Origin of the sequence: Paraburkholderia sp. 22098 (assembly GCF_052045935.1) — a bacterium.
Taxonomy (GTDB): domain Bacteria; phylum Pseudomonadota; class Gammaproteobacteria; order Burkholderiales; family Burkholderiaceae; genus Paraburkholderia; species Paraburkholderia caledonica.
Genome location: NZ_JBQEPV010000008.1, coordinates 27,069 through 53,173 on the forward strand (window position 1 = coordinate 27,069; position 26,105 = coordinate 53,173).

20 protein-coding genes are annotated in these 26,105 nt (G+C 62.4%); 6 read left to right on the top strand and 14 right to left on the bottom strand.

Features of this window, described 5'->3' with window-relative positions; all coding sequences use genetic code 11:
- Positions 1–4 precede the first annotated feature (4 nt).
- Positions 5–796, bottom strand: a complete 792-nt coding sequence (locus tag ACTJLB_RS17890; protein ID WP_440784034.1) for a class II aldolase/adducin family protein — start codon at positions 794–796, stop codon at positions 5–7.
- 112 nt (positions 797–908) lie between these two features.
- The gene (locus ACTJLB_RS17895; protein ID WP_440784035.1) at positions 909–2,108 is read right to left on the bottom strand and encodes an amino acid aminotransferase; all 1,200 of its coding nucleotides are present in this window, start codon (positions 2,106–2,108) and stop codon (positions 909–911) included.
- A 180-nt stretch (positions 2,109–2,288) separates the two neighbouring features.
- Between ACTJLB_RS17895 and ACTJLB_RS17900 the strand changes: the two genes are divergently transcribed.
- On the top strand, positions 2,289–3,230 hold the full coding sequence (locus ACTJLB_RS17900) for a LysR family transcriptional regulator (RefSeq protein WP_088173728.1): 942 nt from the start codon (positions 2,289–2,291) through the stop codon (positions 3,228–3,230).
- 35 nt (positions 3,231–3,265) lie between these two features.
- Here ACTJLB_RS17900 and ACTJLB_RS17905 read toward each other — a convergent pair whose 3' ends face one another.
- The 5 genes from ACTJLB_RS17905 to ACTJLB_RS17925 form a co-directional block, all read right to left on the bottom strand.
- Positions 3,266–4,084 (bottom strand): helix-turn-helix transcriptional regulator, encoded by an 819-nt coding sequence (locus ACTJLB_RS17905; RefSeq protein WP_440784036.1) that lies wholly within the window; start codon positions 4,082–4,084, stop codon positions 3,266–3,268.
- Positions 4,085–4,205: 121 nt separating this feature from the next.
- Positions 4,206–5,333 (bottom strand): hybrid sensor histidine kinase/response regulator, encoded by a 1,128-nt coding sequence (locus tag ACTJLB_RS17910; protein WP_027804612.1) that lies wholly within the window; start codon positions 5,331–5,333, stop codon positions 4,206–4,208.
- A 9-nt stretch (positions 5,334–5,342) separates the two neighbouring features.
- Entirely contained in the window at positions 5,343–5,972 is a 630-nt protein-coding gene (locus ACTJLB_RS17915) for a chemotaxis protein CheB (protein ID WP_440784037.1), read from the bottom strand.
- A gap of 7 nt (positions 5,973–5,979) precedes the next feature.
- The gene (locus ACTJLB_RS17920) at positions 5,980–6,825 is read right to left on the bottom strand and encodes a CheR family methyltransferase (protein ID WP_020067912.1); all 846 of its coding nucleotides are present in this window, start codon (positions 6,823–6,825) and stop codon (positions 5,980–5,982) included.
- 34 nt (positions 6,826–6,859) lie between these two features.
- The gene (locus tag ACTJLB_RS17925; protein ID WP_440784039.1) at positions 6,860–10,483 is read right to left on the bottom strand and encodes a response regulator; all 3,624 of its coding nucleotides are present in this window, start codon (positions 10,481–10,483) and stop codon (positions 6,860–6,862) included.
- A gap of 394 nt (positions 10,484–10,877) precedes the next feature.
- Here ACTJLB_RS17925 and treF point away from each other — a divergent pair, with 394 nt between their 5' ends.
- A complete protein-coding gene (gene treF, locus ACTJLB_RS17930) occupies positions 10,878–12,626 on the top strand; it encodes an alpha,alpha-trehalase TreF (protein ID WP_440784234.1) in 1,749 nt (582 codons plus the stop codon).
- 37 nt (positions 12,627–12,663) lie between these two features.
- On the opposite strand, the gene ACTJLB_RS17935 is transcribed toward treF, so the two are convergent.
- The 3 genes from ACTJLB_RS17935 to ACTJLB_RS17945 form a co-directional block, all read right to left on the bottom strand.
- A complete protein-coding gene (locus ACTJLB_RS17935) occupies positions 12,664–13,560 on the bottom strand; it encodes a MipA/OmpV family protein (protein ID WP_087754865.1) in 897 nt (298 codons plus the stop codon).
- A gap of 433 nt (positions 13,561–13,993) precedes the next feature.
- Positions 13,994–14,737: a peptide-methionine (S)-S-oxide reductase MsrA gene (gene msrA / locus ACTJLB_RS17940; protein ID WP_204521529.1), complete on the bottom strand. Its 744-nt coding sequence runs from the start codon at positions 14,735–14,737 to the stop codon at positions 13,994–13,996.
- 199 nt (positions 14,738–14,936) lie between these two features.
- Complete coding sequence (locus tag ACTJLB_RS17945) at positions 14,937–15,464, bottom strand: Lrp/AsnC family transcriptional regulator (protein WP_310066792.1); 528 nt, start codon at positions 15,462–15,464, stop codon at positions 14,937–14,939.
- 160 nt (positions 15,465–15,624) lie between these two features.
- On the opposite strand from ACTJLB_RS17945, the gene ACTJLB_RS17950 reads away from it, so the two are divergent.
- The gene (locus ACTJLB_RS17950) at positions 15,625–16,641 is read left to right on the top strand and encodes a 1-aminocyclopropane-1-carboxylate deaminase (protein WP_131315729.1); all 1,017 of its coding nucleotides are present in this window, start codon (positions 15,625–15,627) and stop codon (positions 16,639–16,641) included.
- 62 nt (positions 16,642–16,703) lie between these two features.
- Here ACTJLB_RS17950 and ACTJLB_RS17955 read toward each other — a convergent pair whose 3' ends face one another.
- Positions 16,704–17,594 carry a LysR family transcriptional regulator gene (locus ACTJLB_RS17955; protein WP_440784042.1) on the bottom strand — a complete coding sequence of 297 codons (891 nt, stop codon included), beginning with the start codon at positions 17,592–17,594 and terminating at the stop codon, positions 16,704–16,706.
- A 179-nt stretch (positions 17,595–17,773) separates the two neighbouring features.
- Here ACTJLB_RS17955 and ACTJLB_RS17960 point away from each other — a divergent pair, with 179 nt between their 5' ends.
- The gene (locus ACTJLB_RS17960; protein ID WP_440784043.1) at positions 17,774–18,499 is read left to right on the top strand and encodes a pirin family protein; all 726 of its coding nucleotides are present in this window, start codon (positions 17,774–17,776) and stop codon (positions 18,497–18,499) included.
- Positions 18,500–18,665: 166 nt separating this feature from the next.
- On the opposite strand, the gene ahpF is transcribed toward ACTJLB_RS17960, so the two are convergent.
- From ahpF to prpR, 3 genes are all read right to left on the bottom strand, one after another.
- Positions 18,666–20,258: an alkyl hydroperoxide reductase subunit F gene (gene ahpF / locus ACTJLB_RS17965; protein ID WP_440784045.1), complete on the bottom strand. Its 1,593-nt coding sequence runs from the start codon at positions 20,256–20,258 to the stop codon at positions 18,666–18,668.
- Between the two features lie 163 nt (positions 20,259–20,421).
- Positions 20,422–20,985 carry an alkyl hydroperoxide reductase subunit C gene (ahpC, locus tag ACTJLB_RS17970; protein WP_020067922.1) on the bottom strand — a complete coding sequence of 188 codons (564 nt, stop codon included), beginning with the start codon at positions 20,983–20,985 and terminating at the stop codon, positions 20,422–20,424.
- Between the two features lie 82 nt (positions 20,986–21,067).
- The gene (gene prpR / locus ACTJLB_RS17975; protein WP_440784047.1) at positions 21,068–23,092 is read right to left on the bottom strand and encodes a propionate catabolism operon regulatory protein PrpR; all 2,025 of its coding nucleotides are present in this window, start codon (positions 23,090–23,092) and stop codon (positions 21,068–21,070) included.
- A gap of 213 nt (positions 23,093–23,305) precedes the next feature.
- Here prpR and ACTJLB_RS17980 point away from each other — a divergent pair, with 213 nt between their 5' ends.
- Positions 23,306–24,187, top strand: a complete 882-nt coding sequence (locus ACTJLB_RS17980; protein ID WP_440784048.1) for an isocitrate lyase/PEP mutase family protein — start codon at positions 23,306–23,308, stop codon at positions 24,185–24,187.
- Positions 24,188–24,592: 405 nt separating this feature from the next.
- Positions 24,593–26,032 (top strand): MFS transporter, encoded by a 1,440-nt coding sequence (locus tag ACTJLB_RS17985; protein WP_020067925.1) that lies wholly within the window; start codon positions 24,593–24,595, stop codon positions 26,030–26,032.
- Positions 26,033–26,105 lie beyond the last annotated feature (73 nt).

The following is a 26,105-nucleotide window of genomic DNA, read 5'->3' on the forward strand; positions in this document are numbered from 1 at the left end:
TGATTCATTCCTTGTAACTCGCGTCGATGCGTTCCACGCGACGCACCAGCGCATCGTACACATCCTGCCCCGCGCCGTGACGCGGATCGAACTGGAGCGCGTCGCGCGAGCAGCGGATCGCCACTTCTTCGGGGACCGGCCGCGCCTTGCCCATCGAGAACGTCGCCATCTGAATTTCGCACGCGCGGTTCAGTGTCCAGAGAATCGCAAAAGTCTGCGGCAACGTGCGGCCCCACGCAAGCAGTCCGTGGTTGCGCAGAATCACCGCCTGCCGGTTGCCGATATGTTCGACGAGCCGCGGCCCTTCTTCCGCATGCACGGTGATGCCCTCGAAATCGTGATACGCGATCCGGTCGTGCAACTGAGCGCTGTAAAAATTGGTCTGCTGCAAGCCGTCTTCGAGACACGCCACCGCGACGCCCGCCGTGGTGTGTGTGTGCATCACACAATGCGCGTCGGGCACGCCTTCGTGGATCGCCGCGTGCACGACGAAGCCGGCCGGATTGACGGGATAACGCGAGTCGTCCAGCACGCGGCCCTGCGCGTCGATCTTCACGAGATTGCTCGCCGTGACTTCGCTGTAGTGCAAGCCGAACGGATTGATCAGGAACTGCCGCTCGCCGCCGCTCACGCTTTCCGGCACACGCAACGTGATGTGGTTGTAGATCATCTCGGTCCACCCGAGCATGTCGAAAATCCGGTAGCACGCAGCCAGCTGAACGCGCGACTGCCATTCGTCGGGGTGCATTCCGGTGCTCTTCGGCGCACTCGCCACTGGCACATCAAGTGTCGTCATCGATCTCTCCATGGTTATCTGCTGGCTGCAAATGTGCGTATCTGCCGTTATGCGCCGTCGTTACGTGCCGTCGTTACGTGCCGTCGTTACGTGCCGTCGTTACGTGCCGCCGTTATGTGCCCGATACGACCACGGCAATGGACGATGCGACGTAGTCCGCATTGCGCGCATTCAAGCCTGCTACGCACATGCGCCCTGAGCGCAAAACGTACACCGCGTGTTCGTCGCGCAAACGCTCGACCTGGCTTGCGGTCAAGCCCGTATAGGTGAACATGCCGCGTTGCGCGACGTAACGTGCACGCATCACTTCATCGACGCGGCCGGCGAGCCCCGCGTGAATCGTGCCGCGCATCGCAAGAATGCGTTCGCGCATGCTGGCGAGTTCCGCTTCCCACGAAGCGCGTAACGACACATCGGACAGCACGTTCGCGACGAGGCGCGCGCCGTGCGTCGGCGGATTGCTGTAGTTCGCGCGCACGGCGGACATCAGCTGACCGAGCACGCGGCTCGCTTCGTCGGCGTTCTTGCAGACAACGCTCAGTGCGCCGCACCGCTCGCCGTACAGCGAAAAATTCTTCGAGAACGAATTGGCTGCGATCAGCGGTACGCCGGCCTCGGCCAGCATACGAACGCAAGCTGCGTCTTCTTCGAGGCCCGCGCCAAAGCCCTGGTAAGCCATATCGACAAACGCGATTAGCTTGCGACGCTGCAGCACCGGCACGAGTTCGGTCCATTGCTCGACGCTGAGATCGACGCCGGTGGGGTTGTGGCAGCACGCATGCAGCAACACGACACTGCGCTCGGGCAAACGGTCGATCGTGTCGATCATATCGGCGAAACGCAGGCCGCCCGTCTGTTCGTCGTAATACGGATAGGTGTTGACCGTTAGGCCCGCGCCCTCGAATACGACGCGGTGATTCTCCCAACTCGGGTCGCTGATCCACATTTGCGAACCGGGAAAATAGCGTCGCAGGAAATCGGCGCCGACTTTGAGCGCGCCGGAGCCGCCAATGGTCTGCAACGTCGCGATGCGGCCCGCGGCGCGCGCCTCGCTGTCTTCGCCGAATACCAGCGCCTGTGCGGTCTCGCGATAGAGCGGCAAGCCCGCCATCGGCAGATAGGAACGCGGGCCGATTGCGTCGAGCAACGCGGTTTCCGCGCGGCGCACCGCGTCCATGACGGGCAGCTTGCCGGCGTCGTCGAAATAGATGCCGATGCTCAGGTTGACTTTGTTCTGGCGTGGATCGAGCTGGAAGTCTTCGTTGAGACTCAGAATCGGATCGCCGGGATAAGCGGGGATATGTTCAAACATGGCATTTCCTTGAAAGGAGCCCTGAGATGTTGCGCCGACATTGCGTCGACGGCCGGGCGAGACTGAAAGTCTAAGCGTCTTTACGTGCTCCCGTCGATTGGGACAAGTGTCGACGAACGCGCCCCAATCCACAATCAACGGATTTTTCACGATTCGTAAGTTTTTCTTTAGAATCGAGCGATGGCACTTACTCGCATCACCATCCGTCAATTCGAGGCGTTTCTCGCCATTGTCGATCTTCAAAGCATCGGCGCGGCGGCGCAGCGGCTCGGCCTCACTTCGTCGGCAGTCAGTCAACTGCTCGCCGAGCTTGAAACGGAACTGGGCTTTCGCCTGTTCGACCGGACCACGCGGCGCGTGAATCTGTCGAGCGCGGGGCAAGACTTCCTCGCGTCGGCGGAATCCGTGTTGCGTCACGTGCGTGCTGCCGCCCAATCCGCCGACGATATCCGCAACCGCGCTGCCGGCATTGTCCGGATCGGCGCGCCGCTGGTGCTGGCGTCCACTGCGTTGCCGGAGGCGATTGCCGAGTACGCGCGCGACAAGCCGAAGGTGGTCGTGCGCATTTGCGACACGGTGGTCGAGCAACTCGTGGAGCGTGTGGAGAGCGCGGACGTGGATCTCGCGGTTGGCCCCGACAGGCCAAGCGGTGCACGCGTGCGCCGCGACTCCGCATTCGCAAGTCCGTGGGTGATGTGGTGCGCGCCGTCGCATCCGCTCGGCACGCGAAGGCGTGTGCAGTGGCAGCAGTTGCGCGATATACCTATCGTGGCTACAGGCCGCGATCACGAACGCGCGGTCGACCAGATGCTTGCAAACCTGCCGGTCGAGGCACGCATCGTTCCAGTCGATGTGGTGGACAACGTGACGACCGCTTTCGGCATCGCTTCGCGCGGACTTGCGGTGACGCTCGCGCCGGCCTACGTCGCACCGCTTGCGCGCACTTTCGGGCTGGTCATGAAGCGGATCGTCGAGCCGGAGACCATCCGCGAGGTTTGCGTGTATCGCTCGACCGAACGCGCGCTGTCACCGCCTGCGGCCGGCTTTGCTGATTTCCTGTTGCCGTGGCTCAAACGCTGGGACCGCGAGACGCAAGCCGATGCACGCGCGAGACGCGGTTGAAAAAGCGTTGAGTACGGCTCGGAAAGATCCCAATCTCAGCCACGTTGAGGCGCTAAGCACAGCGCGAACAGTTGCCTCTGACTGGAAATGCCAAGCCGCGCGTATGCACGCTTCTGATAAGTGATAACGCTCGTGGGCTTGACGCCCATTTGCGCGGCGATCTCGACCGCTGTCGCGCCTTCGAGCGTGCCGCGAAGCACGTCGAGCTCACGTGGCGTAAGCGCGGGACAGATTCGTCTGATGCGTGCAAGCATGGCCGCTGCCGGGCCTTCCTGATGCTGCCCATGAAGCGCGTAATGCCCTTTCGCTGCGTGCGCGAACAGATGCGCGAGGCTCTCGACCCGTTCCAGCTCGCCCGCGCTGAACGCGCCGTACGCGCGGTCACGGTATAGGTTGATGGACAGCCACACGTTTTCCACGGGCTGCAGGAGCAGCGACAAGCGGTCGGATACGTTGGGCTGCGAGTAGCACGCTGCGCGATACGCTTCGTTCGGGATTTCTTCGCTTTGCTGCTGATGCAGAACTAGCGCGTCGTTCGATCGCGCACCGCGCGCGTTTCCGATGATCGCCCTATTGCCGTCCAGTGCATAAAAGTGCGTCGCGTAGCGGTCTGCAACGTCGCGCAGAAAACGTCCGCCCCGATGATCGGCGGCGGAAATAGTGCGCGGTCGCGCGTCGAATTCGTACGCAAACACGGTGCACTGCGAAACCGGCAGCATATCGCCCACGGTTTTGAGCATGCTGGCGGCGAGCGAGTCGGCGTCGCCGTGCGAAATCGACATGACGAGCTCGGCCGCACGCGCGGTGCTGACCTGTTCGCTTCGATGCGGCGGGGAAATGCGCCATGAACGCATGATGGCTTCGTGCTCGCGCGGCGTGGATTGTGTTGCGCCAAGCGTAGCACAGCGCGGCGCTGGTATCGACGACAGTATTCGCAGCGCCGTTGCCGCCTACGCGCTGCATTTGTGTTCGCGCTTATTTCCCTGAGAACGAGCCGCGTTGCAGCGTCACCATTCGCGGGAGTTCGATCGTGAACACCGTGCCGTCCGCTTCGTCCGACTTCACGCTGACGCCACCGCCGTGCATCCGCGCAATCTCCTGCACGATATGCAGACCGAGCCCGAGGCCTTCGCGTGAGCGGGAGCCGCTGTTGTTCGGGCCGAATGCCTTGAACAGATGCGGGAAAACTTCAGCGGGAATGACGCCGCGATTGGCGACCTTCAGGCGGACGCAGTCGGCGGCTTCGCCGTCCACCTCGACGCTGACGTCGCCGCCTTCCGCGCCGTGATGCAGCGCGTTGCTCACCAAATTCGACACTGCCTGCCAGACGAGATCCGTATCCCATGCGCCGGCCGTGTTACCGCGGCTCGCGAACACGATACGCTTGCCGTTCTCGCGCGAAGTAAACTCGTCGATGACCGATCTGCATAGCGTCGCGAGTTCGATCGAACGAGGTTGCAACGGCAGACGTCCGCCTTGCAGACGCGCGAGGTTCAGCAACTGCTCGACCATGCGCGCCATGCGCAGCGAACTGTTTTTCACACGCGCGGCAACCGTTGCCGATTGCGGGTCGGCAGCGGTGCGCATCAGATATTCCGCAGACGCGAGCACCGCGCCGAGCGGCGTACGCAGATCGTGGCTAAGCACCGCCATCAACATCTCATTCGCTTCGAGCATCTGACGCGTGGTCACGAGTTGCGCGGCAAGCTGGCGCTTCTGCTGTTCGAGCTGAACGAACACGTCCACCTTCGATTGCAGAATGCGCGGGTCGAACGGCTTGTAGAGAAAATCGACCGCGCCTGCTTCATAGCCGCGAAACGTGCGCGACGCGTCGTGCGCGGTTGCCGTCAAAAAGATGATCGGCACATGCGTCGTGCGAGGGCTGCCGCGCATCAGCGCCGCCAGTTCGAAACCGTTCATGCCGGGCATGTTGACGTCGAGAATCGCGAGCGCGACTTCGTGCTTGAGCAGCAGGTCGAGCGCGGCGGTGCCGGAATCGGCCACCAGCACGGCGACGTCTGGCCGTGTCAGCAACGCCTTGAGCGCAGTAATATTGTGAGCGATGTCGTCGACAATCAGAATGTTCACGGGTGGGTTCGACATGGCATCGGGTCAGAGAGAGGCCGGCAGAGCTGCAAGCTGCCGTGCCATTGTTTCGGGAGAGAAGATGTAATCGGCCGCACCGCGTTCAATTGCGGTACGCGGCATTTCCGGCGAACTGGCGGTGTCCGGTGCCTGCACCCACGTAAGGCCGCCGAACGCGCGCACTCGCTGCAGACCGCGCGCGCCGTCGTCGTTGGCGCCCGAGAGCAGCATGGCCAGCAATTGATCGCGATAGACGCTCGCCGCGGACTCGAACAACACGTCGATGGAAGGCCGGGAGAAGCGCACTGCTGCATCCGTTGACAGTGCAACCGTCCGGTCCACTTCCACCAGCATGTGATAACCGGGCGGTGCTACATGCACGCGGCCCGGCATGATCTGTTCGCCCGCGTCGGGCTCAACCACGGGAAGCAGGCAGCGGTGCGCCAACGCGTGAACGAGATAGCTCGGCGGATCGGGCGGCAGATGCATGACGACCATCACGGCGGGCGCAAAACTCGCTGGCAGCGCGGCAAGCAGCAGGTTGAGGACTTCCATGCCGCCTGCCGAGCCGCCGATCAGGACGAGCTCGCAGGTGCGCCCATTTCGCGCGCCTCGCGGAGCGTCTTCGGGCGACTGGATCGATGTGCGTGGGATCACGGTGGTGTCAGCGTTTCTGGTAAATACGCTCGCCCGGACGAAACTCGTCGAAGGCTTCGTAATGGCTTGAAAAACGCAGCGTCTCCTTGCTGCCCAGACCGAGAAAACCGCGCCGTACCAGCGCATTCTCGAAGAGTCCCAACGCGCGGTCCTGCAAACCGCGATCGAAATAGATCAGCACGTTGCGGCACGACACGAGATGCGCTTCGAGAAAGACCTCGTCGGTCGAGAGGCTATGGTCGGCGAACACCACGCGGCCTTTGAGCGAACCGGCAAAGCGCGCACCGTTATAGGCCGCGTGATAATAATCCGACAGCGAGCGTTTGCCGCCGGCCGCGAGGTAATTCTGCGTGAAGCCCTGAACGCGATCCAGCGCGTAGATTCCTGCTTCGGCACGCGCGAGCGCGTCCGGGCTGATATCGGTTGCATAGAACAGCGTGCGCTCGGTCAAGCCCTCTTCGTCGAAAAGAATTTTTAGCGACCACAACTCCTCGCCGGTGCTGCAACCGGCCACCCACACCTTGATGGACGGATACGTGCGAAGACGCGGCAACACGTGCTCGCGCAGCGCGAGAAAATACGCAGGATCGCGAAACATATCGCTCACCTGCACAGTGAGGTATTGGAACAGCCGCGAGAACTGGTCGCTATCGCGCATGATGCGGTCCTGCAATTGCGATAACGTGCTCAGTCCAAATTCATCCAGTGCCTGAGACAGACGGCGACGCAGCGACGACATCGCGTAGTGACGGAAATCGTGCTGGTATTTGAGGTAGATAGCCTCCAGCAGCAATTTCAACTCGATGTCGAAATCGCTCATGCGTTGCCGTGCGTCTAGTTCGAACTGGCTCATTGCTTTTCCGTGTCTGGACCGTTGTTTCAGCCTGTCAGCGTTGGCGCAGCCAGACACGGCAGAGCGCAACGAGCTTGTCCACGTCGATCGGCTTGGACACGTAGTCGTCGGCGCCGGCTTCGAGACAACGCAGGCGATCGTTCGCCATCGCCTTTGCCGTCAACGCGATGATCGGCAGATGCGCAAAGCGCGGATTGCGCCGAATCTCGCCCATCGCGGTTAAACCGTCCATCTCCGGCATCATGATGTCCATCAGTATGAGATGCACTTCGGGGCCGTTTTCCAGCGCTTCGAGCGCTTCGCGGCCATTGCGCGCAATCTGCAACTTCGCACCGAGCGGTTCGATCACATGCGAGAGTGCGAAGATATTGCGCACGTCGTCTTCGGCAAGCAGGATCGTGCGGCCTTCGAAGGCGTTGTCGCGTTGCCGCACGGTGCGCAGCATGCGCTGCTGCTCCGGCGCGAGCGACGACTCCACGCTGTGCAGGAACAGCGTCACTTCGTCGAGCAGGCGTTCGGGCGACTTTGCGCCTTTGATAATGATGGATTTCGAATAGCGGCGCAGGCGGTGTTCGTCTTCATCGGAGAGCATGCGCCCCGTGTAGACGATCACCGGCAATGACGCATGCTCGGCGTTTCCGGCCAGGCGTTCCAGCAGATCGTAGCCGGTGCCGTCGGGCAGCGCGAGATCGGTTACCACGCAATCGAACGAGAAAGTTTCGATGTGTTCGAGCGCTTCGGCCAACGTGGCGACCGCCACAATCTCGGTGTTTTCACTTTGCAGCAACGCGCGGATGCTTTCGCGCATCGCTGCGTCGTCTTCGATCACCAGTACGCGTTTGAGGTGCTGCTGCAAGCGCGCTTCGAGCCGGCGGATCGCGGCTTCCATCGTGGAGCGCGCCGTCGGCTTGAGCGTATAGCCGATTGCGCCGAGATGCAGCGCCTTGTCCGCGTGGTCAGTGGCAGACACGATGTGGATTGGAATATGACGCGTGAGCGGATCGTTCTTCAGCCATTCGAGCACGGTGAGGCCCGAACGATCCGGCAAGCCCACGTCGAGCAGCACCGCCGCAGGGCGCATGTCGCGCACGAGAGCGAGACCGCTCGCCGCGCTGCTCGCATGCACGAAGTCGAAGTCGAGTTCATGCACGAGATCGCGAAGGATTTCGGCGAACGCGAGGTCGTCTTCCACCGCGACGATCAGACGGCCCGCACGCGTGCGGTTGTTGCGGTCGTCGGCAATCGACGCCGCGGCCGAATCCGGCGCGCTCCCCGCATCGCTAACATACCCCACGCTTGCTCCGTTGTGACGCGCTTCTGTCATCAATCCGTTGGCCGGAGTAATGACCGTCGACGCACCGCCGCTCCATGACGTAGCAGCAAGCAGCGGCTCGCCCCGCGTGTCACCGGCGGTCTCTGCGTTGCCTGCCGTCCGACCCTGCGCCGCGGCGGTTGCCGTAGCCGTACCCGCCGCGGCGGCTGTGTTCTCCCCGTCGGCCGCCAACGCTGCGCGCGCGTCGAGCGGCAACCACAGCGTGAAGACGCTACCCTTGCCCACTTCGCTGGCAACGGTGATCCGGCCGCCCATCAGTCGCGCAAATTCCCGCGAAATGGACAGGCCGAGTCCGCTGCCGCCGTACTGCCGACTGGTGGATCCGTCAGCTTGCTGGAACGCTTCGAAAATCATCTCCAGCTTGTCGGCGGCGATGCCGATGCCGGAATCGCGCACATCGATACGCAGCATGTCGCCGTCCGCAGGCGCGACCGATAGCGCAACCTCGCCGCGCTGGGTGAACTTCACCGCGTTGGACAGCAGATTGCGCAATATCTGCGTGACACGCTGGCCGTCGCCGATGAACGTATCCGCCACACCCGGCGAGCGGTCGAACGCGAGGCTCAGGTGCTTTGCATCCGCCATCGGCTTGAACATCTCTTCGAGCGATTGCAGCGTTGCGTCGAGCGACACGGTTTCGAGTTCGACTGTCACCTGCCCCGCCTCGACCTTCGACAGATCGAGAATGTCGTTGATCAGCACCAGCAGGTCGCTATTGGATGCGTGGATGGTTTCCGCATAGCGCACCTGCTCCTCGGTCAGATTGCCGCTGCGGTTCTGTTGCAACAGCTTCGCGAGAATCAGCGAACTGTTCAGCGGCGTGCGCAACTCGTGCGACATGTTGGCGAGGAACTCGGATTTGTAGCGGCTCGATTGCTCGAGGCGCTCGGCGTTTGCCTCAAGGTCGTCCTGTGCGCGCAGCAGATCCGCTTTCTGCCGCTCGAGGCGCTGCGCATACTCCTCGAGTTGCACGTTCGTCTGTTCGAGCTCGGCCTGCTGCGCTTCAAGGCGCGTTTGCGATTCGACCAGCGCGCGGCCGCGCTCTTCGAGCCCTTCATTCGAAACACGCAGTTCCTCCTGCTGAACCTGAAGCTCCTCGTTCAACTGCTGCGTTTCGATCAGCGCATCTTGCAGGCGCTCGCGATACAGCGCCGCTTCGATGAAATCGCCCATGCTGTCGCTGACGAATTCGATGAACTCTTCGTCGCGCGGCGCAAGTGCGCGGATAAAACCCAGTTCCACGACGCCGTTGACTTCGCCTTCGCTCCTGATCGGCATGATGATCAGGTTCTTCGGCGCAGCTTTGCCGGTTGCAGAAACGACTTGCACATAGTTTTCCGGCACGTCGCGCATCACGACCATACGGCGCGAGAGTGCGGCCTCGCCGACCAGCGTGTCGGCCTCGCTGAGATCGCGCCCGGTGGCCTGCTCGCCCTCGCGGCTGAAGCCGTAAGTCGCGATGCGGCGCAACGTGCCGTGTCGCTTGTCGCGCACATAAACGGCGCCGACGGCAGCCTCCATGTACTGCGCAAGGCAGTCGAGCATCGCACGGCCGACGAGTTGCGGCGTGGCCGCGCCAACCACTCGCTCGGCCAGCATGCGTTGACCGGAGCGCAACCAGACCTGCTTTTCCAGCGCTTCCGTCTGTTCGGCTTGCTGGCGTATCGCTTTGTCGTAGGTCCCCGCCAGGTTGAGCAGTTCGCGCCGGCCCATCCATGCAAGCAGACCGTTCACGCCGATGCTGAAGATCAGGAACACGCTGACCAGTATCCCGGTGACGCGGCGCGATGCCTCGCTGCGCTCCTGACGCAAGCGCAATTCGACTTCGAGAAAATCGTTGAACTCCTTTCGAGTCTCGTCGAATTCCATCTTGCCGCGACCGCTCGCCACGGCACTCGTGACGTCCTGCATTCTGCGGCGCGCATCGATCATGCTTTCGGCGAAGCGAGTCCAGCGGTCCTGGATTGCCTGAATCTGCCTGAGCTTCTCGACTTGCGGCGGATTATCGGCAACGAGGCGCTGCAGGTCTTCCATTTGCGCCTTGAACTGCGGTCCGCCGTTTTCGTACTGCGCGAGAAAACTTTCGTTTCCGGTGATCAGAAAGCCGCGCATCGACGATTCGCGATCGACGGCGAGCCGCAACATTTCGTTGGCCTTGCCGACCACGCGCTCGGAATGCTCGGCCCAATTCGTGGTGGAAACCAGGTATCCGATGAGCCCGACGAACACGGCTATCGTAATCAGGCCGACAAAGAGAGGTAAGGCGATGTTGCGGCGGACGATGCCGCGAAAGTAACGTTCGTCGACAACCTGAGATGCGGTCATTTTTTCTATATTCAGCAAAACGGATCATTGCGATCCGGAATATTTTTCGGATTTTCCGCGTGGCGTTTTCGGGTTCTTACACAGCCGCATAATCATACAGGACGGGCTTTGCAATTTGCGTGCGCCACCGCGCTCCGCCTTGCTGGGCAAGGCCGAGCAGATACACGCAACTTTGCCGGGGCGCGCGCGGTCAATGATGCGAACCCTGTCTCCACCTCTTTGACCCATTCATGCTTCGACGTCCTTTCTCCTGCCGATGACAGTTCACGCTTTCGCCGCTGTTGCCCGTCACCATCTGCGTCGCGCGCTGGGCGCCCTGCAGGTCTCCTGGCCTGGCGCCTGGCTTGATACCACGCCTGTGGCTGCCCATGTCGCCGCGCTCGCCGCTGCGCTCATGTTGCATGCGTCGATCGCGGCTGCAGCCCCGGCTGCCGATGCAGCGCCGCGAGCAAGCGGCATCACGCGTGTCGCACTGCATGTCGAGCCCCCCGTGCAGGCGTCGCCGGTGGTGCCGGTGCCGCCCTCCGAGCAATACCCCGACCTCTATCGGGACGTGCAACTCGCTCACCTCTATCCCGACAGCAAGACCTTCGCCGACATGGTGCCGCTCGCGCCGCCGGCACAGATTGCCGCGGCGTACGAAACCGCCAGGCAGCAACCGGGTTTCAACCTCGGCGACTTCGTGAAGCGCAATTTCACGCTGCCCGTTCGTATGTCGAAGAGCTACGTGTCCGATCCGAACGAGGACGTGGTGAGTCATATCGATACGCTGTGGAACGTGCTGCGCCGTGAGCCGGATGCCGCGGCGAGTCCGTGGTCGTCGCTGCTGCCGCTGCCCGATGCCTACATCGTGCCGGGTGACCGCTTCGACGAGATTTACTACTGGGACTCGTACTTCATCATGCTGGGTCTGGAAGCAAGCGGACACCATGCGTGGGTCGTCGACGAACTGAAGAACTTTGCGACGCTGATCAATCGCTACGGCCACATACCGAACGGCAATCGCACTTACTACCTGAGCCGCTCGCAACCGCCGTTCTTCGCGCAGATGGTGCGGCTCGTGGCCGAGAAAGACGGCGACGCCGTCTACGCGCAATACCTGCCGGAACTGCAACGCGAATACGCTTACTGGATGGACGGCAGCGAGGGGCTGCCCGCGGGTCACGCGAACCGGCACGTGGTGCGCCTCGCGGACGGCTCGCTCCTCAACCGCTATTGGGACGAACGCGCGGCGCCGCGCGACGAGTCGTATCGTGAAGACATTGCGACCTCGCAGCAAACGCCGCAACGCAACGCGGACGATCTGTGGCGCAACCTGCGCGCAGGCGGCGAAACGGGTTGGGATTTCAGCTCGCGCTGGTTTGCCGACGGCAACACGCTTGCCACGGTCGATGTGACGTCGCTCGCGCCGATCGATCTGAATTGCCTGATCGTCGATCTCGAACGCGCACTCGCAAAGGCGTACCGCGTGCGGGGCGACGTCACGCATGCGGAGAACATGTCGCAGCGCGCCGCCACACGAGCCGACACGATTCGACGCGTGCTGTGGGACCCGCAATTGCAGGCATTCGGCGACTACGACTTCGTACATCGCACGCTCACGCACAGGCTTACCGCGGCCACTGTTTATCCGTTGTACACGGGGGTTGCGAGCCGTCAGCAGGCTAAGGCCGTGGCCGCGACGTTGCAGCGCGAGCTGCTGCGCCCCGGCGGCCTTGCAACCACCAGGGTCGCGACCGGTCAGCAATGGGACGCGCCGAATGGCTGGGCGCCGTTGCAATACCTCGCGGTGATCGGGCTGCGTCGTTATAGCGAACCGGCGCTCGCGCAAACCATCGCGACGCGCTGGATCAGAACCAACGTCTCGTACTATCAGCACACGGGTAAGCTCGTCGAAAAATACGATGTGGACGCAGCGTCGCCCGGCGTGTCCGCGGGCGGCGGCGAGTATCCGTTGCAGGACGGTTTCGGCTGGACAAACGGCGTGTTGCGCACATTGCTTGCGCTTTATCCGCAAGCCGCGGGCACTTCACGCCCGAGCGATATTCCAGCGGGTCCGGCGGGTGTATCGGCAGCGGCAGCGTCCGCCGCTGCCGCGTCCAAAAACACGCACCGGCTGCAGGGCACGCGCGTGAATCCGTAACCGTGACGGTTGCGCAACCGCCACGGTTGCGCTTCGCTCAGAACCGGTAGTTGATCGAGACGTCCGCAACGCCATTGGCCTTGCGGTGCGTGATCGGGCTATTCCCGGCACTGCCGACGAGTTGCTGGAACGCGCCGTCGGCGGTAGCAAACCAGTGCTTGTCGAACAGCCATACAGCACTAACGCCGAAGCCAACCGACTTGAAACCCGCACTCGCGTGGTACTGCGGGAAGTTGGAATGGGCGGCCTGGTTCTGGTTCACGCCGAACCAGCTGTTCATATAAGTGGAGTCCGCGAGCGTCACGTTGGGGCCGGCGAACCAGAAGAATTTCTTCGAACTGCCCGGCATTGGCATATACGCTCCGAGATCGCCGATCCACCCGTTTGAGCCTCCGAAATAGCGGCGCACGGCTGCGCGCAGCACGAGCGGAAAGTCTCTCGATACAACGTATTCGCCCGAGAGCTTCAAACCCGGCGCCGGATTGATGTTGCCGAGACCGTTCAGTTCCTGCGGATCGTCGTGAGCGCGACGACCGAGGTCGTACACCACGGCGAGGCTTGCACGCCAGTTCTCGCCTTGTGCGAAGTTCGCCCCGAAACCTTCGCCGCTCGACAGGAAGAACAGGTCTTTATAGCGGACGTCGATGCTGGGACCCGCCATCAGGTGATACCGCTCCGAGCCTTCGTAGCGCGGCTGGAAAGACGTAGCGGCGCCAACGCGCACCTGCCAGTCGGGAATGTTCGGCTGCCACATCTTTTGCAGCGGAATACCGACCGAGTATTGCCACTCGCCCAACGGCGAAGGCGTCTGCGCAGACGCGACCCCCGGTAACGCGGCAAAGCCGCCAATAGTCATGGCCACCATGGAAGTAGCCGCGATGCCTGTTTGTTTATTGCGGACCTTGCCGATCCGCTTTCTACGGCTGTTCAACACCAATGCCTCCAATCTCGCGTATCGCGAAGAGGGTTTATCTTTTCCGGCCCGGCTCACCCGCGCAGCACAAGAGCCTGGCCGACCGCCGCGTTGCTACGCGCAGCATGTAAGTTTTTCAGCAACCGACACGCATTGCACGGCAAAACGCGCACATTCAAGGTCTGTCGATAGGAGGAACAAGCTTCCTGCCCACGTATTCGTCATAACAGACCATGCGAAAGTTTTGCCGACGGACGAGCTAGTGCAAGATATGGGCCCAAGCGATTGAAGCATGCCTCCATTGCCTTGCAGACGGTGCCTGGCGGGTCACGGTCGATGGCTGCCGCGCGCGGCGGCGATCGTCGGCAGAAAGCCTTGTAATAGAAAAGCGCCGCCTCAGGGGCGGCGCTCCTACACGCGCACAATAAGCACGACTTCAGCGAATCGAGCGTTTCTATTGCGCTGCCTGAACCAGCACCGGCGTGTCGCGATACAGATTGGGGAACATACGTTTCAGATTGGCCACCTTCGGCATGTCGTACAGCGCGATGTACCCCGAGTTCGGATGCTGCGTCAGATAGTTCTGGTGATAGAACTCCGCGGGGTAGAAGCCTTTGAACGGCTCCGCCTTCGTCACGATTGGCGCTGCGAATGCATGCGCCTTCTGGAGTTGCGCGATATAGCCCTGTGCGACGCGCCGCTGCATATCGTTCAGCGGAAACACCGCTGAGCGATATTGCGTGCCGCTGTCGGGCCCCTGGCGATCGAGTTGCGTCGGGTCGTGAATGACCGAGAAATACACCTGCAGCAACTGGCCGTAGGTGACCTGAGTGGGGTCGAACGTGACCTGCACGGATTCCGCGTGCCCGGTCGCGCCGCCGCTCACCGTTTCATAGTTGGCGGTGTCGCGCTGGCCGCCCGAATAGCCTGACACGGCCTGCTTTACGCCCCGCACATGCTGGAATACGCCCTGCACGCCCCAGAAGCAGCCGCCCGCAAACACTGCGGTTTCTTCGTGAACCGTGGCCGCGGCGACCGGCTCATCGAGCGCGGGGGGCGCGATGGCCACTGCGCCCTCGGATGAAAATGCCATTCGTTGTGCAAGCAGCAGCGCGAGTGCACCGAAGCCAACGGAGAGTGAAAGTCTGGCCGCGCGCGAGCGGACGCTCTTGCGGTCGATATGTTTGTCCATGTTCATGATGTCCTGTCCTGATTCCGCCTTCGCAAAGGCACGCGGTTCACTCTTGCCGGCGCGGATTGCGTATGACCCGAGTGTCCACAGTGTTAGTCGCACATGCGGCGCGTTAATGACATGCACCCCGACAGCATGCACCCCGACAGCATGCACCCGGACAGCATGCGCCCGTTTGCGGCTTCGTGCCTGATGACCACTGGCGTCAGAGCGGGAACCGGGTGGTCGACAAAATCTCCTTGAGCACCATAAACGAGCGAATTTGCCGCACGCCCGGCAAATAAAGCAGCTGTTCCGCGTGAAGGCGGTTGAAGCTGTCGCTGTCGCGCGTGCGAATCGTCATGAAGTAATCGAATTCGCCGGTCACGACGTGGCACTCCATGCAACCGGCCACCTTCTGCGCCGCTTTCTCGAACTCGGCGAACGATTCGGGCGTTGAGCGATCGAGCACCACGCCGATGATGACGAGCATGCCGGCGCCCGCCGCCTTCGGGTCGATCAACGCGACAACGCCGCGAATCAATCCCGATTCCTTGAGCCGCTCGACTCGCCGCAAGCAAGCCGGCGCGCTCAGTTTCACCCTCGCAGCCAGCGCGACGTTCGAGATCGACGCGTCCGTTTGCAATTGACGCAGGATCGCCCGGTCGATGCGATCGAGCGATTGCAGCGGATCGGCTTCCGCAGTTGCCGTGGCGCGGGTTGCGGCAAGGCCGCGAACTTTAGTTTTGTTCATCTGCTTCCGTGCACAATTTCGATAGGCCTATCTCATTGTTACATTACCAAAATTTTGCTTGCGCGGTTATATTCGCAAGCTCATTTCCCGGCGTTTTTCCTACCATGTGTTGACCGCGGTTGCCACGCACCGCGCCGAACCAACCGACACCGGAGATACCATGAACTTGCAACGATTTCCCCGCTATCCGCTCACCTTCGGGCCAACACCCATCCAGCCGCTCAAGCGGCTGAGCGATCATCTGGGCGGCAAGGTGCATCTCTATGCCAAGCGCGAGGACTGCAACAGCGGCTTCGCGTTCGGCGGCAACAAGACGCGCAAGCTCGAATACCTGATTCCCGAAGCGCTCGCGCAAGGTTGCGATACGCTCGTGTCGATCGGCGGCATCCAGTCGAACCAGACGCGCCAGGTCGCGGCGGTTGCCGCGCATCTCGGCATGAAGTGCGTGCTAGTGCAGGAAAACTGGGTCAACTATTCGGACGCCGTGTACGACCGCGTCGGCAACATTCAGATGTCGCGCATTCTGGGCGCGGACGTGCGCCTCGTGCCGGACGGCTTCGACATTGGCTTTCGCAAGAGCTGGGAAGACGCGCTCGAAAGCGTGCGCGCCGCCGGCGGCAAGCCATACGCGATTCCGGCAGGCTGCTCCGATCATCCGCTGGGCGGTCTCGGCTTTGTCGGTTTCGCCGAAGAAGTGCGCCAGCAGGAGGCGGAACTCGGCTTCAAGTTCGACTACATCGTGGTGTGCTCGGTGACGGGCAGCACGCAGGCAGGCATGGTGGTGGGTTTCGCCGCCGACGGCCGCGCAGATCGCGTGATCGGCATCGACGCATCGGCGAAACCGACGCAGACCCGCGAGCAGATCACGCGAATCGCGAGCCGCACCGCGGAGAAAGTGGGCCTCGGACGAGATATCACGGCTGAGGACGTCGTGCTCGACGAACGCTTCGGCGGCCCCGAATACGGCCTGCCGAACGACGGCACGCTAGAGGCGATCCGCCTGTGCGCCCGCCTGGAAGGCGTGCTCACCGACCCGGTGTACGAGGGAAAGTCGATGCACGGAATGATCGACATGGTGCGCAACGGCGAGTTTCCCGAGGGCTCGCGCGTGCTCTATGCGCATCTCGGCGGCGTGCCTGCTCTGAACGGCTATAGCTTTATCTTCCGCGACGGCTGATCATTGCAAGACATACAGCGGCCCGCGTCCGTTTTCGAACGTGGGGCCGTTGCCGCCGGTCGCTACGCTGCAAGACGCTTTTTCAGATGTTTGTGCAGAAAGTCGACGAACGCACGAATGGTGAGCGAGCTTTGCCGATGCTGCGGGTAGACGGCATAGACACCCGTCGCGCTCGGCAGGAAGTCATCGAGCACGGTGACGAGCTGGCCGCTTCGCAGCGCGTCGGCGACAATGAAATCAGGAAGCCGAACTATTCCGAGGCCGGCTACCGCCGCATCGCGGATCAGGTCGCCATTGTTGGCGCGCAGCGGCCCGTGTACTTCGAAGCCCTTCAACGCACCGTCTACTGCAAAATCCCACGTCACCACGCCGCCGTGCCCGTACAGCAGACATGAATGGCGCGCGAGGTCGGCAGGCGTAGCGGGCGCGCCGCGACGGCGCAGATAGCCCGGGCTGCAACACGCGACGAGATTCACATCCACCAGTTTTTGCGCGATGAGCGTGGAGTCAGGCAGCACGCCGATTCGCACCGCCATGTCGAAGCCCTCGCCGACCACGTCGACGGTGCGGTCGCTCAACTCCATGTCGAAGCGCACGTCGCCATGCTCGCGCAGGAAGTCGGCGACGAGCGGCGACAGATGCATCATGCCGAACGACATCGGCGCGCTCACCCTCAGCAGCCCACGCGGCCCGGCTCGCCGCAGCGACATGGCCTGCTCCGCTTCCTCCACCTCGCCCAGAATGCGTCTGGCGCGCTCGTAGAACTCCTGCCCCAGTTCCGTCACGGCCAGCTTGCGCGTGTTGCGGACGAGGAGCGGCACGCCGAGCGCTTCTTCGAGCGCCATAACCCGGCGGCTGACGAACTGCTTCGACAGCGACAGGCGCTTGGCGGCAGCGGTGAAGTTATGAGCGTTGACCGCAGCGACGAAGATCCGCATGTCATCGAGTTGCATTGTCATTGTCCACTGATATGAGACGGTGTTTCTGATTTTAGCCTGATTAAAGCCGTTCAAGTTGACCTAAACTGTCGTTCATGGATCACGGATAAGCGGTTGCCCGGATCGCCCGCAACGAAAGTTGCATGGACCCAGAACATGCGCGTCGCGCAACCTCTGGTCGACAGGAGAAAGAGATGCTTGAAATCAGACACGCCAATCAACGCGGCCGCGCGGAACACGGCTGGCTCAGCTCGCGTCATACGTTTTCGTTCGCGAACTATCACGATCCGAAGCAAAACGGCTTCTCCGATCTGCTCGTGATCAACGACGACCGTGTCGCGCCGGCTCAAGGCTTCGGCAAGCACCCGCATCGCGATATGGAAATTTTCTCGTACGTGCTGGAAGGCGCGCTCGAGCATAAGGACACCATGGGAACCGGCTCGGTGATCGTGCCCGGCGACGTCCAGTTGATGAGCGCAGGAACCGGCGTGGCGCACAGCGAATACAACCATTCGAAGAGCGAGCCGGTGCACTTCCTGCAGATCTGGATAGCGCCGGCGAAAAAGGGAACCGAGCCTCGCTATCAGCAGCAGCACTTCAGCGCGGACGCCAAACGCGGTGTGCTGCGCCTCGTTCTGTCGCCGGACGGCGCGAACGGTTCGCTGGTGTTGCAACAGGACGCACGCGTCTATGCCGGACTCTTCAACGGCGACGAAACGGCGCAGCTGCAACTGGCGAGCAACCGTTATGCATACGTGCATGTGGCGCGCGGCAGCGTGACGGTGAACGGCGTGGAACTCGGCGAGGGCGACGGCGCCCGTGTGCGCGGCGAAGAAGCACTGACCTTCACCCAAGGCCGCGACGCAGAAGTACTGGTGTTCGACCTGCGCGATAACGAATTGTCGGACTTGTGGGGCTAAGCCGTTCGTCTTCACAGGCTTACGCTTGAGCAAGAGCCGCCCGGTTTCATAACCGGGCGGCTTTTTTTGCGCGTTGGCGCTGGGATCTCCAATCCACATCCGCGTCCACAAATGAAAAACGGCGGCCCGTGGGCCGCCGTCTTTCATTACCAGCTAAGTCTTATCGTCAAACCGCAGCTTCGGCTTCGACTTCGCTAACGGTGTCCGTTTCTTCGCTGTTGCGGATCAGGTGATCGAACGCGGAGAGCGATGCTTTCGCGCCCTCGCCGACTGCAATCACGATCTGCTTGAACGGCACCGTGGTGACGTCGCCGGCCGCGAACACGCCCGGCACCGACGTCGCACCGCGTGCGTCGACGACGATCTCGCCGTGCTTCGACAACTCCACCGTGCCCTTCAGCCACTCGGTGTTCGGCACCAGACCGATCTGCACGAATACGCCTTCCAGTTCGACGTTCTTCACTTCGCCCGAACGCAGGTCCTTGTAGACGAGACCGTTGACCTTCTTGCCGTCGCCGGTGATTTCGGTAGTCTGCGCCTGCGTGACGATGGTCACGTTAGCGAGGCTGCGCAACTTGCGCTGCAGCACTTCGTCGGCACGCAGCGTCGCGCCGAATTCGAACAGCGTGACTTCACGCACGATACCCGCGAGGTCGATTGCCGCTTCCACGCCCGAGTTGCCGCCGCCGATCACCGCGACGCGCTTGCCCTTGAAGAGCGGACCGTCGCAGTGCGGGCAATACGCCACGCCGTGATTGCGGTACTCGCGCTCGCCCGGCACGTTGATTTCGCGCCAGCGGGCGCCCGTGGCGAGAATGATCGTTTTGGCCTTCAGCACCGCGCCGTTTGCGAGGCGCACTTCGTTGATGCGGCCGGGAATCAGCGCTTCAGCGCGCTGCACGTCCATGATGTCGACTTCATACGTTTTCACGTGCTGTTCGAGCGCCGTAGCGAACTTCGGCCCTTCGGTTTCCGTAACGGAGACGAAGTTCTCGATCGCCAGCGTGTCGAGTACCTGACCGCCGAAGCGTTCCGCGACGACGCCGGTCGCAATTCCCTTGCGCGCCGAATAAATCGCGGCAGCCGCGCCAGCGGGACCGCCGCCGACGATCAGCGTGTCGAACACCGGCTTATTTTCAAGTTCCTTCGCGGCACGTGCACCGGCGTTGGTATCGAGCTTTGCGAGAATTTCCTTCACGCCGCTACGACCCTGGCCGAACACTTCGCCATTGAGAAACATGGTCGGCACGGCCATGATCTGGCGTGCGTCGACTTCGTTCTGGAACAGCGCGCCGTCGATCGCCACGTGGCGAATGCGCGGGTTGATGAGCGCCATGACGTTCAGCGCCTGCACGACTTCCGGGCAGTTCTGGCACGACAGCGAGAAATACGTTTCGAACTGGTAGTCGCCGTCGAGACTGCGGATCTGTTCGATCACCGCGTCGTCGAGTTTGACCGGATGGCCGCCGACCTGCAGCAATGCGAGGACGAGCGACGTGAATTCATGCCCCATCGGAATGCCCGCGAAGCGGATGCCGATGTCCTTGCCGGGCTCGCCGATCGAAAACGACGGCTTGCGTTCGCTGTCGCCGCGACGCTCGATCACGGTGACACGTTCCGACAACGTCGCGATATCGTTCAGCAATGCCAGCAGCTCTTGCGATTTCGCGCTGTCGTCGAGCGAGGCGACGATCTCGATAGGCCTGCTAACCTTTTCGAGGTACGTTTTCAACTGAGTCTTGAGATTGGCATCAAGCATGGCTATTCGATTCCGTGACGATGGGGTGTTGGGTTCCCGGCCCCGCCTGTGTCCGATAGAACACAGGCGAACCGGGGACGCGCGAACCGCTGTAAGAAGCGGCCCGCACGCCGATGCGCCGCTAGGGCGCTAGTTTTGCCTGAGGCTTTGAAGCTGCTGAACCTTAGATCTTGCCGATCAGGTCGAGCGACGGGGTCAGCGTTTCAGCGCCCGGCGTCCACTTGGCGGGGCAGACTTCACCCGGATGTGCTGCGATGTATTGCGCAGCTTGCACCTTGCGCAGCAGTTCGCCAGCGTCACGGCCGATGCCGTTGTCGTGGACTTCGCACAGCTTGATCTCGCCTTCCGGGTTGATCACGAACGTGCCGCGCAGCGCCAGACCTTCTTCTTCGATCAGCACGTCGAAATTGCGCGAGATCGCGAGGGTCGGGTCAGCGATCATCGGATACTTGATCTTCTGGATCGTGTCCGACGTGTCGTGCCATGCCTTGTGCGTGAAGTGCGTGTCGGTCGACACGCTGTAGATTTCAACGCCGAGCTTCTGGAAATCGGCGTAGCGATCGGCCAGGTCACCCAGTTCGGTCGGGCAAACGAACGTGAAGTCGGCCGGATAAAAAACGAAAACCGACCACTTGCCCTTCAGGCTTTCTTCAGTGACGGTCACGAAATCGCCGTTGTGATAAGCCTGTGCCTTGAACGGTTTGACTTGACTATTGATGATCGGCATTTACTGAGTCCTCTTTCTGAGTGGTTGGAAAGTGGAGTCAGTATGTCAGACAGCGCTTAATAGGTAAAGTGGATTGTTTTAATTATATTGATAGATTTGTGCTATCTGATCCGGCCCCGTCGGCTATCGCGCCATCCGCTTTAAGCAGCCGCCACAGCGTGGTGCGGCCGATGCCCAGCGCCCGGCTTGCCGCTGCACGGTTGCCGCCGCAGCGTGCCAATGCTTCCAGCGCGTCGTCGCGGCTCGGCGCGGCGCGGGCGGCGCCAGCGGAAATTCTAACAAGCCTCCCGTTGCCGCCCGCATGCTCCATACGGCTGAATTCTGGAAACAGCGACAACAGGTCAGGCTGAACGCTGCCGTCAGGATCGGCGCGCTGATCACTCGCTGCATCGCCGAGATAGATCGCTGCGCGCGCCAGCAGATTTTCCAGTTCCCGCACGTTGCCTGGCCACGCGTAGCGCTCGAAGAGCGGCGTCAGAAACTGCAGAACCCGGTCGCTTGCCGCTTCAGACAATCCATATTGGAGCGCATTGCGGCTTAACAAGTGCCGCGCCAGCAAAGCGACGTCGGCACGCCGCTCACGCAGCGGCGGCAATTCTATCTGAAGCAGATTCAGACGAAAATACAGATCCGCGCGAAACCCGCCCTCGTCGACGAGCGCGTGCAGGTCGCGGTGCGTGGCGGCTATCACCCGCACGTCGACGGGTGTCGCGCGGCCCGAGCCGAGCTTCATCACCTCGCGTTCCTGGAGCACGCGCAGCAGCCGGCTTTGCAGCGCGGGCGGCATTTCGCCGATTTCATCGAGAAAAATAGTACCGGTGTGAGCCATTTCAAACAGGCCGGGCTTGCCGCCGCGCCGCGCGCCGGTGAACGCGCCTTCCTCGTGACCGAAGAGTTCGCTTTCGATCAGCCCCTCGGGAAGCGCCGCGCAATTGAACGCGACGAACGGATTGCCGCGCCGCGGGCTTGCATTGTGGATGCCCTGCGCCACCAGTTCCTTGCCGGTGCCGCTTTCGCCGGTCAATAAGACGGTGACGTCGTGCGCCGCGCCGGCGCGCGCGAGCCGGCGCACGCGTTCGAGCGCCGCCGATTCGCCGATCAGATCGTCCAGCCGATGCCGCGCAACCAGATGCCTCGGCCGCTGACTGGTGCGCAACGACCGGTCGATCCGCTGCGCGACCAGCGCATCCTGCACCGTCACGACAACGCCCGAGCGCGCGCCCTGCTCGACTATCGGCACACAATTGACGATCAGCGAGCGCTCGCCGATCTGCTCGATGCGCTCGTCGAGCGCGCCGTCGCCTTGCAGCGCCTTGCGCAGCCACGGGCCGACCGTCCGCGCGAGTTGCGCCGAAACGTCCTGGTCACGGTCGAGGCCCAGTAGCTCGAGCATCGCGGGGTTGACCGCTTCGAGCTGGCCTGCGTCGTCGAAGGCGGCCACGCCGTCGCGCAGATGAGCGACGATCGTGTTCAGGCGCACGCGCTTCGACTCCTTCTGGCGGCTCACGCGCGCGAGTTCGACCGAGCGCTCGAACGCTTCCTCGACGGCGCCAAGCGAGTACAGGAACACGCTCTCCAGACCCTCCTGCTGCGCGAGATCGCAAGCCATGCCCGGCCCGATGATTACGCGGCAGCCTTCGGCGGCGAGATCCCTCACTGCGGTTCTGACTTCATCGACCGAGCGGTAGGCGCGCTGTGTCAGGCCGACGCTCAGCCAGCCGCTGAGATCGGCCAGTTCATGCGAGATCGTTTCGTGCAGCACGAGCCCGATCGGCTCGCTGGGCCAAACGGTGGTGGCGCGGGTGATCGCGCTCAGGACGTCGAAGCCGTTCACCTTCACCATGACGACAGGCACGCTCAGGTGGTCGCGCAAATACGCACCGTTCGAGCCCGCCGCGAGGACGACGTCGACGGAGCCCGCGTCGACGTATGCCTGCAGCGCGGTCACAGCCGAGCCATAGCCTTCGCGAATCGAGAAAAATCTCGCGCGGCCGGCGTAGCGCGGTGCAATCGTCTCGCAAAGCGATTTGAGGCGGCTGATACTTACCAGTGCAATCCCCGGGCGGCCCGAATCAGCGTTGACAAGAGACGGCGCAAAGGTCGACATGTGAAACGCTCCAGAAGAGGCGGTTGAAACGTTCCGCAATCGTTTCTGGAAACGTTTCATGGAACGGTCAACCATTCTGCCACGAAACGCCGACTGCGAGCCTTGCTTCCCTAAGCGATTGATTTCACTACGTTACTTGTCAGCGCCGACTCGTTGGCATACTTTCTGCCTTTCAAAGCCACCCTACTCAGCTTTCCTTCGGAGACAACCGTCATGACAACTTCCGCCGCGCGCCGCGCCGCCTTCCGCGCCAAGGTCAACGAACGCCAGGGCCTGCTCGTGCCAGGCGCGTTCAATGCGATGAGCGCCCGCGTTATCGAGGACGCCGGTTTCGAGGCGATCTACATCACCGGCGCGGGCGTCACCAACATGTCGCTCGGCTTGCCCGATCTCGGCTTCATTGGTCTTGCCGAGGTCGCCGAGCACACCGCGCGAATCCGCGATGCGGTTGCGCTACCGCTGATCGTCGACGCCGACACCGGCTTTGGCAACGCGTTGAACGTACGCCAGACCGTGCGCGTGCTGGAGCGCAGCGGAGCCGACGTGATCCAGTTCGAAGACCAGGTGATGCCGAAGAAGTGCGGGCACTTTTCCGGCAAGGAAGTGATCGGCGCCAGCGAAATGGCAGGCAAGATCCGCGCGGCGGTCGACGCCCGCGAGGACGGAAACCTGCAGATCATGGCGCGCACCGACGCCGCGGCAGTCCACGGTATCGAAGACGCGATTGAGCGCGGTCATCGCTTTATCGAGGCGGGCGCGGACATTCTTTTCATCGAAGCGACGGAGTCGCTGGCGGACATCGAGCGTCTGCCGTCGCTGTTCGACAAGCCGCAGCTGATCAACATCGTGATCGGCGGCAAGACACCGGTGCAGTCGCGTGAAGCGCTCGCGAAGCTCGGCTACGGCATCGTGCTGTACGCGAACGCCGCCTTGCAAGGTGCGGTGCTCGGCATGCAACGCGCGCTCGGCAGCCTGAAGAGCAACGGCCGCCTCGACGAGGACGCGACGCTCGTCACGCCGTTCAGCGAGCGCCAGCGTCTCGTGAACAAGCCGTTGTATGACCGGCTGGACCGCGAATACGCGGCGAAGGACTGAACCGCGGGTCGTATCGAAACGTGTTTGCTGACCGCCGGGCACGGCACGCGACGTGCTCGGCATGACTCATACATGAGTCAGCACGAGCCAGCGCGCTGTTTGGACGGACGCATTGGTCTGTGCCACGCATCACCTATGCAGCGCCCCCGATTGCGATAGGATTCAGAGCCGGCGATATATCACCGCGGCACGCGCCCAGTGCAAGTCATTCTGCTAGCAGCATGACCGACGCGTTCCCCGGGCCCCGTTCCTGTCGCTCGTCCGCTTTGCAGGGACGGCGAAAACACGTATTCGAGAGAAAGTCAAAAACATGAAGTGCATAGCATTGCGTATTTCGCGTGGAATTCGCCCATGCGCTCGCGGCCTTCGCGACGTACACACGCGCACGCTGCCGGGGGCCATGCAATGAACGCAAGCAGCACGCCTCTGAAGCATGCCGGCTGGTTGCCGTATATCGTCGCGGCGACGTTTTTCATGGAATACCTCGACACCACGGTGATCGCAACTGCGCTGCCGCAGATGGCGCACTCGTTCGGCGTCGGGCCCAACAGCATCAGTCTCGGCATGACGGCCTACATGCTGGCGCTGGCGATTTTCATCCCGGCGAGCGGCTGGGTCGCCGACCGCTGCGGCTCGCGCACCGTGTTCTTCAGCGCGATCGGCGTGTTCACGGTCGCCTCGGTGCTGTGCGGGCTGTCGCAGAACGTCGCGGAATTCACCGCCGCGCGTTTGCTGCAAGGCATCGGAGGCGCGATGATGGTGCCGGTCGGCCGGCTGATCGTGGTTCGCAGCACCGAGAAAAGCCGCATGATGCAGGCCATTTCAACGATAACGTGGCCCGCAATCGCCGCGCCGGTAATCGGCCCGCCAGTCGGCGGCTTCATTACCACTTATGCGTCGTGGCGCTGGATTTTCCTGCTCAATGTGCCGTTCGGTCTCGCGGCCATGGCCGTGGCGCTCGCGTTGGTGCCCAACCTGCGCGGCAGCGAACGCAAGCCGCTCGACGTCGTCGGTTTGCTGCTGAGCGGCACCGCGCTCACTGCGATTCTGTACGGCGCGGAACTGGCAAGCCAGCCCGCCGAGAACCCGTGGATCGGCGGGGCGATCATCGTCCTGGGCTTGGTGGTGGGCGCCGTCGCGTTCCAGCATGCCAAGCGGCATCCGCATCCGTTGATCGACGTTTCCACGCTGAAAATCCCCACGTTTTCGGTGACGGTGATAACGGGCTCCTTCACGCGCATTGGCATTGGCGCCGTACCTTATCTGATGCCGCTGCTGTTCCAGGTCGGCTTCGGCTTGTCGGCGTTCAAGTCCGGGCTGCTGCTGCTCGCCAGCGCGCTCGGCAATCTCGGCATGAAGGCGCTGACCACGCGAATCCTGCAGCGTTTCGGCTTTCGCATGGTGTCGATCGTAGATGTGACGGTGGCCGGCATTTTCATCATCGCGTGCGGGTTGCTGACGCCGGACGTTCCGCTTGCGCTCGTGCTGATCGTCGTGTTCGTGTACGGCGTAGCGCGCTCGATGCAGTTTTCGACACTCGCCACGCTGGCCTACGCCGACGTCGCGCAGCCGCAAATGAGCGCGGCCAGCACGCTATGGAGCGCGGCGGCTCAGATGACCATCGGCCTCGGCATTGCGTTCGGCGCAGTTTCACTGCGGGCCGCGGCGTTCTTCAACGGCGAGACGACGGGCCGCGTGTTCACGCTCGACGATTTCCGCCTCGCGTTCTTGCTTGCGGGCGTGTTGACGCTCGTGTCAGTGATCGGCTACATGGGTCTTTCACGCGATGCGGGCCAGAGCATCGGCGGCGGTTCGCGCGGCGCGGAAGGCCCGGCCAAGGGTTAACAGATTTCAGGAGACGGCGTGGCGACCCCTAATGAACTGAGCGAACTTGAAATTTCCAGCGACAAGGACAAGC

Coding starts and splice junctions, on each gene's coding strand:
- ACTJLB_RS17985 (WP_020067925.1), top strand. CDS start 24,593: ATGAACGCAAGCAGCACGCCTCTGAAGCATGCCGGCTGGTTGCCGTAT.
- treF (WP_440784234.1), top strand. CDS start 10,878: ATGTTGCATGCGTCGATCGCGGCTGCAGCCCCGGCTGCCGATGCAGCG.
- ACTJLB_RS17925 (WP_440784039.1), bottom strand. CDS start 10,483: ATGACCGCATCTCAGGTTGTCGACGAACGTTACTTTCGCGGCATCGTC.
- ACTJLB_RS17900 (WP_088173728.1), top strand. CDS start 2,289: ATGGCACTTACTCGCATCACCATCCGTCAATTCGAGGCGTTTCTCGCC.
- ACTJLB_RS17895 (WP_440784035.1), bottom strand. CDS start 2,108: ATGTTTGAACATATCCCCGCTTATCCCGGCGATCCGATTCTGAGTCTC.
- ahpC (WP_020067922.1), bottom strand. CDS start 20,985: ATGCCGATCATCAATAGTCAAGTCAAACCGTTCAAGGCACAGGCTTAT.
- ACTJLB_RS17955 (WP_440784042.1), bottom strand. CDS start 17,594: ATGCAACTCGATGACATGCGGATCTTCGTCGCTGCGGTCAACGCTCAT.
- ACTJLB_RS17945 (WP_310066792.1), bottom strand. CDS start 15,464: ATGAACAAAACTAAAGTTCGCGGCCTTGCCGCAACCCGCGCCACGGCA.
- ACTJLB_RS17910 (WP_027804612.1), bottom strand. CDS start 5,333: ATGTCGAACCCACCCGTGAACATTCTGATTGTCGACGACATCGCTCAC.
- ACTJLB_RS17980 (WP_440784048.1), top strand. CDS start 23,306: ATGACAACTTCCGCCGCGCGCCGCGCCGCCTTCCGCGCCAAGGTCAAC.
- ACTJLB_RS17950 (WP_131315729.1), top strand. CDS start 15,625: ATGAACTTGCAACGATTTCCCCGCTATCCGCTCACCTTCGGGCCAACA.
- ahpF (WP_440784045.1), bottom strand. CDS start 20,258: ATGCTTGATGCCAATCTCAAGACTCAGTTGAAAACGTACCTCGAAAAG.
- prpR (WP_440784047.1), bottom strand. CDS start 23,092: ATGTCGACCTTTGCGCCGTCTCTTGTCAACGCTGATTCGGGCCGCCCG.
- ACTJLB_RS17920 (WP_020067912.1), bottom strand. CDS start 6,825: ATGAGCCAGTTCGAACTAGACGCACGGCAACGCATGAGCGATTTCGAC.
- ACTJLB_RS17890 (WP_440784034.1), bottom strand. CDS start 796: ATGACGACACTTGATGTGCCAGTGGCGAGTGCGCCGAAGAGCACCGGA.
- msrA (WP_204521529.1), bottom strand. CDS start 14,737: ATGAACATGGACAAACATATCGACCGCAAGAGCGTCCGCTCGCGCGCG.
- ACTJLB_RS17960 (WP_440784043.1), top strand. CDS start 17,774: ATGCTTGAAATCAGACACGCCAATCAACGCGGCCGCGCGGAACACGGC.
- ACTJLB_RS17905 (WP_440784036.1), bottom strand. CDS start 4,084: ATGCGTTCATGGCGCATTTCCCCGCCGCATCGAAGCGAACAGGTCAGC.